Annotated in this window: 3 protein-coding genes; 2 read left to right on the top strand and 1 reads right to left on the bottom strand. The window is 40.2% G+C overall.

All coding sequences use genetic code 11. From position 1 onward, the window contains the following. Together KKC17_01260 and KKC17_01255 are read left to right on the top strand one after the other, a co-directional pair. A partial coding sequence (locus KKC17_01260) for a hypothetical protein (GenBank protein MBU1038853.1) occupies positions 1 to 2,371 on the top strand: 2,371 nt, incomplete at its 5' end. Between the two features lie 184 nt (positions 2,372 to 2,555). Next, complete coding sequence (locus KKC17_01255) at positions 2,556 to 7,406, top strand: DUF2341 domain-containing protein (GenBank protein MBU1038852.1); 4,851 nt, start codon at positions 2,556 to 2,558, stop codon at positions 7,404 to 7,406. 103 nt (positions 7,407 to 7,509) lie between these two features. Here KKC17_01255 and cas2 read toward each other — a convergent pair whose 3' ends face one another. After that, a complete protein-coding gene (cas2, locus tag KKC17_01250) occupies positions 7,510 to 8,073 on the bottom strand; it encodes a CRISPR-associated endonuclease Cas2 (protein MBU1038851.1) in 564 nt (187 codons plus the stop codon). Positions 8,074 to 8,323 lie beyond the last annotated feature (250 nt).

Raw genomic sequence — 8,323 nt, 5'->3', positions numbered from 1 at the left:
GGTTGTAACAGGTAATTCAGGAGGAGTATTAACTAATGAACCAACAGGTTATAATTGGGAATGGGCTATCTCCAGTACTGATATTTACAGTGGCGGTCGGTCTAAAACTTCGGCTACGCAAGATTTCTTGTTTGTTTTGGAACCAGATACTGTTATTAGAATAAGCAACACTTATAGTCAAAGGTTGTGTCATAGTGGCGTTGACGGTGGGGCAGGTGCGGTAGCCTTGGGCGATTGTTCAGCTGGCGGTGCCGACTATGCCGAAGAATATGGCACTAGCGATGCTTCTATTCAAGCTGGTGATTTGGTTATGGTGGATGCTTCTAAGTCCGCCACTGAATCTGGCGAAGGCTTTAACTTAGGTTCCAAAGCTTGGGTGGTTAAATCTACCATTGCTTACCAAAACACGGTAATTGGCGTGGTGTCCACTAACCCGAACGATGTGATTGGTCGTCAGTTCACTTTGGAAGACAATGCCCGGCCAGTCGCCTTAGCCGGTCGTGTGCCAGTCAAAGTCAGTTTAGAAAATGGTCCTATTAAAATAGGTGATTATCTTACTTCCTCCAGTGTTCCGGGTGTGGCTATGAAGGCCACTAAAGCTGGGCCAGTAATTGGTATGGCTTTGGAAGATTTATCAGAGATTGCTTTAGTCCAGCTTTCTGCCGTCATTCTGAGTGATAACGAAGAATCTCAGCCTACTGATTCTTCAGTCACCCCGTTTGACGGGGCGACCACCAAAATAATAATGTACGTGAATCGCAGTTATTATGATCCAGGTCAAGGTAATTATTTGTCTACTACTGGCGGTAATATTTTAGGTATGGTTAAGGTGTCGGCCAGTGGCACGCCTTTCACTATAGACTTAACACCTGATTCAATAACCGATGTTTTGTCTGGTTTAACTCAAGAATCTTTAGGTGGCAGTCCAGTCGCTGTTACGGCTTTTAGAAGTATTTTTGAAGCCAAGGTTAATGGCGAACTTAAGTTTAACATTTTAGCCAATGGTAATGCCTGGCTGTCTGGTAACTTAGGTGTTGGTTCTTTAACCACTATTGCCGATGCCGAAATTGGCGGCAACTTAAAACTGCAAGGTGATTTGCAACTAGGCGATAAAGTAGTTTTGGATAAGGACGGCAACTTAAAAAACATTACTTCTTTGAATATTTATTCCAGTGTTAATCCGGACGGTACAGTAACTCCGGGTAATGTGGCTACGGCTACAGTAAACGAAGATGGTACAGTAGTCGAAGGTAATATTCCCGCCACTTCCATAGGCGCGGCTATGTCTATTGCTCAAACTTCGGCTGATGCCGTAACCGCTACCAGAGCCACTATGGCTTTAAGCACTCGTGGTACTACCGCTTACGATTATCTTATTTACAGCTCCACTTTCCGCGTAACGCACGATGGTAAAGTTCATAATCAAGGTCTTAGAATTACCGACAGTGCCGATTATGTGCTAGACGAATCTACTATTACCACTAGAACTTTAATTGCTGGCGCGGTGAGTAGTAATTTCCAAGGCTACTTAATTAGGTTTTTAGGTCCCGGTGGCAAAAAATTATTTGCCATAAATCATTTGGGCGTATTAGAAGCGGATACTATAGTGGCTAGAGCCATAAGGCTAGATAATTCGGATAATCAACGCACAACTATTGGTAGCGCGGAAATACCAAGTGGTGTTACGCAAATTATTGTGCAGGCGCCCGAAGTTAAACCAGGTATGAAGATTTTCTTAACACCTAAATTGCCGATTTCGCAGTCTTTGGCTGTAACTAATGTGGCGGCAGGAGAATTTACTGTGTCTTTAGCTTATCCGTCTGCTTCAGCTGTACCGTTTGATTGGTGGTTGATTGATGTTACCCTATACCAGAGCGAGCTCGGTACAGGGCAGGCTAATACAACGACCACCCCCACTTCTATTCTCCCCCTTAGTGAGGGGGAGACAGAGGGGGTTAGTGGTTCTACTCCGACAACAACCACACCACCGACTACAACTGCTCCAACAACTACTACTCCAACTACTACCACAACCCCAACCACCACAACCCCAACAACTACTACGCCGACTACTACTACAACCCCAACAACTACCACTCCGACAACGACTACATCAACGACGCCTCCGCCATCCGCCACCACTGGCGGAGAAGGAGAAACAACTCCGACCACCAGTACTGATACCACTTCAACCACCCCGTCTGACGGGGCTACAACTGTTCCGACAACTACTACACCGACTACTACCACAACTCCAACAACGGCGACCTCCACTTCCACCACTCCGACCACCAGTACTGATACTACTTCAACCACCACAACTCCAACTACCACTACACCAACGACTACTGATACCTCGACTACTCCTTAATTCATTTATTAATTATAAATTGATTTGAAATTAGAAATTGCTTAGTATGTTTTTGACCAAATTACCCAAGAAAAAATCTTTAATAATTACCCCCACTATTCTCCTCCAATTTTTTAAAGACTGACACTATATTTTCTCCCCCTTTTTAAAGGGGGAGGTAGGAGGGGGTTAATAATCCCAGTTTATGTTCCTCCAACATCTCCCTAAAAAGAAACCTGTTATAATCACTTTAATTATTTTTGTAATAATTAGCGGATTTTTAGGTTATTTCTTTTTTAGCCGCGACGTGGGGGAGGCTTCGGCCTGGTGGAACGAAGGTTGGCATTATCGTAAATTAATCCCCATAACTAACGGGGGTAGTACTTTAACCGATTATCAAGTGGCTTTTACTTTGGATACAGCTTCTTTAATAAGCGCTGGCAAAATGCAGGCCGATTGCGATGATTTAAGAATTACGGATTATCAAGGGCAGGTATTGCCATATTGGCTAGAAGAAAATAATCCCGGTTGTAATAATGCCGCTACCAAAGTTTGGACAAAAGTTGCTTCGTTACCCAATGGTACTACTAATATTTTTACCTATTATGGTAACCCGCAAGCCACTAATGCTCAAAAAGGCAGTGAGGTGTTTACTTTTTTTGATGATTTTTCTGGTTCAGTAGTGGATTCAAGCAAGTGGACTAATCATTCTGGTTGTGCGGCTACTATTTCGTCTGGAGTTATGCAGATTGGGGCGAGTCCTACTTGTGATGCCACACCGTTATATGCCAATCTTTCAAACCTTTCCGATGCCAGTGGTTATATTATGGAGTTTAGAGGAAAATTTTCTTCGGGTGGTAGCGGTCGTTTGCAAGTTTATCAAAGATATCGTATTTCCAATGGATATTTATCGCGATTTTGGACTAGTGGCACCGCGACTACTAATTTTCAAGAATATAGTGGATCTTGGACTGGCAATACAAATATAGGTGCTAATAATATGTCGGCTGATACTTGGTATAATTTAAAAACCCAAGTTAATGGAAGTAATAATACTTTTTTTATCAATGATGCTTCTATAGGTTCAGGTACATCCTCTGGCAGTTTAAGTCCTTTATCCGATTTAAGTATTGCTTTAGGACAGTATCAGACTGTTGTTCAATATGATAATGTTCGTTTAAGAAAATATACCGCTACCGAGCCGACAATCGGCACTTTAGGCAGCGAGGAAAAAGGGGAGGGGCCGGTAGGCTACTGGCGATTTGACGAAGGTTATGGCACTTCTACAGCCGACAGTACTACTTATTTGAACAATGCTTCAATAAACGGTGCTACCTGGTTGAATCAAGATCAATGTATTAGCGGACGCTGTTTTAGTTTTGATGGCACCAATGATTATGTTTCCGTGCCCGATGCCAATCAAATAGATTTTACCAACGGTATAACTATGTCAGCCTGGGTAAAATTAAACAGTTACACCATGGGCGGCGCTAATACCGATCGGGGCGCTATTACCATAAAAGCCTCAGCTTATTATATGTCGGTTACGGCTGGTACAGGTAAACTAGCTTCGTTTTTTTACGGGGTAGATGCTAATCATAGGGATTCCAATACCGCTATTCCTTTGAATCAGTGGACACACGTGGCCATCACTTGGGACGGTAGCAATATCAAGTGGTACTTAAACGGTGTTTTAGATAAAACTTACGCCGCTACCGGTACTATTACTACCAACGGTAATGCACTTAATATTGGCATGGAAAGCGCTGGTTATGGTCGAGCTTTAAACGGTTTTATAGACGAGGTAAAATTTTACAATTACGGTCGCAATGAAACACAAATAAAACAGGATTATACAGCCGGTTTAGCCGGCAGCGGCGCCAGCGCGGGTGCCTCGGCCGTGCTGGGTGGTAAGTCACAAAAATGGTTAGCCGACGGTTTGGTTGGTTACTGGAAAATGGACGAGGCAAGTTGGAATGGTACAGCTGGTGAAGTTGTTGATTCTAGTGGTAATGGCAACAATGGTACAGCTAATGGTGGTATGACTACTAGCACAGCTAAATATGGTAAGGGTGCTTTATTGGATGGTACTGATGATTATATATCATGCGGCACAAGCTCTAACTTTATTTTTGGTTCTAATTCTCATACTTTTTCAGCTTGGGTTAAAGGAACCTCTTTTACCAATAGTTATAATTATATTTTTAGTGTTGGTGATAATGTCACAGGCCAACAAAGTGGTTTTGGTATTACCAGTGGTGGCAATTTATTTCATTCTGCTTATTCAAGTCCATTGGTTACTTTTACTAACACTATTTCTACTGGCAATTGGTATCATGTTGTTTTAGTTCACAAAGATGGAATTAGTTATGTTTATGTTAACGGTGAGCTAAAAAATCAACAGAATATAACAATGAATGTTGCCACAGGTAAATGTTATATAGGTTCGCATACTGGTGCATCTTCGTTTTTTAATAATGGTTCAATGGACGATGTTCGTGTTTACAACCGTGCTTTGTCCGGCCAAGAAGTAGCGGATTTATATTCTTGGGCGCCGGGGCCGGTGGGGTATTGGAAGTTTGATGAGAATACTGGTAGCACCGCTTACGATTCCAGTGGCAATGGTTTTAATAGCACTTCTTTTAGTGGTTCACCAACTTGGAAGCCGGGTAAACACGGTAGCGCTTTGGATTTTACTGGTACTAACAAATATGTTGCCTTGCCAGCCATGACAGGTAAATATGGTAGCGCTTTAACAGTTAGTGCTTGGGTATACCATACCGCCAGTAGTAACTGGGATGATATTGTAGCTGGTGGTTGTGCTGATATTTTATTTGGTTTTAGTAATAACCAATTAAATTTTGGTAGCCAGTGTAACAGCCCCGTAACTATGCTAGCTTATGCTACTAATATTAATGATGCCTGGCATTATGTTACTGGTACTTATGACGGAGCAACTTCCAGATTATATGTGGATGGAATACAGGTAGCTTCGGGAAGTAAATCTGGAAGTTTTACAGCTGCTGCTGGTTTAGCAATTAGCCGTAGCAGTGAAGATTTTCAGGGTAAAATAGATGAAGTAAAAATTTACAACTACGTTCGCACGCCAAAACAAATTCAAGAAGATATGGGAACAGGTATTGGTGGGCCAGTTAATTGGTGGCGGTTTGATGAGGGCCAAGGCACAACTGCTTATAATAATGTTGTAGGCGGACCCAATGGCACAATAACTGGTGGTACTTGGACTACCAGTGGAAAAATTAGCAAGGCTATAAGTTTTAATGGAACAACAACTAAAGTTAATATATCTCAACCGCTTGGCAATACTGTGCCTAGCCAACTAACAATTTCTACTTGGTTTAAAAGAACAAGGACTGGTGTGGTGGAATATGTGGTGGATAGTGACGGAGACGAAAGTACTATTTATATTAAAGCTGATAATAAAATTAGATGTGAATATTGGAATGGAACAGTTTCACCATCTGTTGATTCTAATACAACCATTACTGATACAAATTGGCATCACACAGCTTGTGTTCTGGACTACGGAAACCAACTAAGGGTTTATTTAGATGGTAAATTAGACAATACTAATAATTCACCATCAGGTGCTTTAGGTAATGGTATTTTAACAAATTCAAATATTGGCGCCCGTAACACAACTAACTTTTTTTCCGGTTTGATTGATGATGTAAAAATGTATACATATGCTCTAACCGATGCCGATGTTGTTCGAGATTATAATCAAGGTTCTGCTATAGCTTTAGGTAGCGGGGTAGAATCAGGGAGTACAGGCAATGCACCAGTGGCTTGGTGGAAAATGGACGATAATACCGGTACCAGCGCCGTAGATAGTAGTGGTAGTGGTGGTACAGGAACTTTAATTAATGGCCCAACTTGGAAGCCGGGTAAATACGGCTCGGCTGTAAGTTTTGACGGTAGTAATGATTATATAAATGTAGGTAATACTTTAGGTACCTTAACCGAAGGAACAATTTCTGTTTGGTTTAAGCGACGTACTTCTACGCCAACCTATCAGATGATTTTTACTGATAATGGTTCTCAGTTTGAAGTTTGTTATAACAATAATACTCTACAGTTTTATGTTAACAATGCAGTTGTTTCTACTGGTAGCGCTAATAATACTAATTGGCAGCACGTTGAAGGAGTATTCAGTGAAACTGGTAATTATCAGAATTTATATTTAAACGGTAATTTAGTGGCTAGCAGTACTTACCCTGGTGATGCTACAGCCGCTGTTCGTTATATTGGTAGTCGGGCAGGGAGTTTCCCTTTTGATGGTTTAGTTGATGATGTAAAAATTTATAACTACGCTCGCAATCAAGCGCAAGTATCTTATGATTATAATCGCGGTAAGCCAGTGGGGCACTGGGCTTTGGACGAAGGTGATGGCACAACAGCCCGCGATTTCAGCGGTAATGGTAATAATGGAACAATTACTATTGGGGCAACCGGCACACAAACTACTGTGGCTCAAGCTTGGTCTAATGGAGCAAGTGGTAAATTTGGTAAAAGTTTAAATTTTGATGGGACAGATGATCAAATAATAGCTTCAAACGCTTTAACCCTTAAATCAAAAACAGGTACATTTAGTTATTGGTTGAATTTAGCCGCTTCGGATAGAAATCATGGGCTTTTTCATTTTTATGAAAATAGTACTGCGGATTATATTAGGAGTTATATAAGTTCTGGAAATGTTATTGATTTGGTTATAGAAGACGATGATGTGGCTAAGGTTAATCTAAATTATGATTTAGATAATTTAGGGACGTTTACTAATCAATGGCTTCATATTGCTTGGGTGCAGGATGGCGTAGGGGTTAAATTATACATAAATGGTAAGGAAGTTACTGTAACTGGTACAAATTCTGGGGATTGGTGGAGCGATCATTTAATAAGCGGCTATCAATGGAGAATAGGTTTGGCTTGGTATTATTTGCAAGGTAAAATTGATGATTTTAGGGTATATAATTATGGTTTAACCGCCGAGCAGGTAAAGCAAGTTATGCAGGAAGCCAGCGCTGTTAGGTTTTAGTATTGTTGAGATTTTTTTGATAATTCAGCTTGCGGGGAAAAGTGTCCACGTGGACACTTTTCCCCGCAAAGTAATAAAACATAGATTGTATTTTTTACTCGCTTTATTTATAAATACTTTTAGGTAGGTTTAGTATTTTGTCAGCGTATAATATATTAACCCAGGAATCTAGGTTATTTTCTTTAATAAATTTTTTAAGCAGGTTATAATTGTCTTTTTGGCTTAGCCAAACACTTTGTTGTAGCATTTTAAAACCACCCCTCCTGAGTAGCCAGCGGAGGTGTCGACGAGCGGGATTTTGTGTTTTTGGTATGTCGAATATAACAATAGTGTAATTCTTTGCCATTTTGGGGGCTTGATTTAATTGGCAAGTCAGTAATTTAAAAAGTCCTTTGTCCGATATTTTATAAATCAAATTTTTACCGATTTTTTGGCTTTTAATATATTTGGATCTTTGGAGTTGTCTTAAAGTTTCCTTTAACTGTCTTTCTTTTTGGAATTGTTTAATTTCAGCCACATAGTCAGCACCTGAAGGAAGGGTGCGTAAATATCCGTAACGTTTAATGTCATAAAAAAAATTAATATAATTAAAACCGGCCTGGCCAGCCAAAGCTATCAGGTTTAATAATACTGTAGTTAAATTTAATTTAGACCCCTCCTTGGTCATGAATATAGTATAATAAATTTTTTTAATATATAAAAGAGTTCAATATCTTGCGGGGATTTATGTCCACGTGGACACTTTTCCCCGCAAGATAAAAAAGTAAGAAAACCACAAAAATATATAAGATTAGAAATGAAAGGGAATATAATTTTAAATATTTTGAAGGGATTTTTTATTAATTAAATAAAGGGTATAATAAATTACATGGGAATCAAGTCGTTTGTTAGAAAATTAATACCGCGCCCAGCGCTCC

This window comes from Patescibacteria group bacterium (genome assembly GCA_018817715.1).
GTDB lineage: Bacteria > Patescibacteriota > Patescibacteriia > Veblenbacterales > UBA10138 > JAHITT01.
The sequence above is the reverse complement of the archived record's forward strand: the minus strand, read 5'-3'. Positions and strand labels throughout refer to the sequence as shown.